Here is a 436-nt window from a genome sequence, read left to right on the forward strand (position 1 = left end):
CTGACCAGCCCGGCGGCGGCACCGACGCCGAAGGACAGGCCGTAGAAGATCGGATTGAGGACGCTGGGACGGCTGCCCAACTGGCGGATGCGTTGCTCGCACCAGGCCAGGTGGTCGATCTCCTCCTCGGCGGCTTCCTCCATCGCCTCGCGGACCTCGGGCAGCTTGGCGGTCAGCGACTGGCCCTGGTACAGCGCCTGGGCGCAGACCTCGCCGGTGTGGTTGATGCGCATCAGGCCGGCGATATGGCGGGTGTCTTCCTCGCTCAGTTCGCCATCGGGTTCCACGATGGCCGGCGACGGTCGCGCCGGCTGGCCGCTGAACGGCAGCAGGGTGCGCAGGGCGGAGTCGGCCTGCAGCAGGAAACGGTCGATGGGCGAATAGTGGCGGTCGGCGGACATGGCGCACCTCCGGAAACGAAAGATCGCACCAGTTT

General features: G+C 68.3%; 1 protein-coding gene. It reads right to left on the minus strand.

What is annotated here, in order from left to right:
• Window positions 1-401, minus strand: a 401-nt coding sequence (locus ACEWB7_RS17915; RefSeq protein ID WP_411581078.1) for a 3-demethoxyubiquinol 3-hydroxylase, incomplete at its 3' end; no start/stop codon positions are given.
• Window positions 402-436: the final 35 nt, after the last annotated feature.

Source organism: Acinetobacter sp. NIOH-H-8 (genome assembly GCF_046635365.1).
In the GTDB taxonomy this organism is placed as follows: Bacteria; Pseudomonadota; Gammaproteobacteria; order Pseudomonadales; family Moraxellaceae; genus Acinetobacter.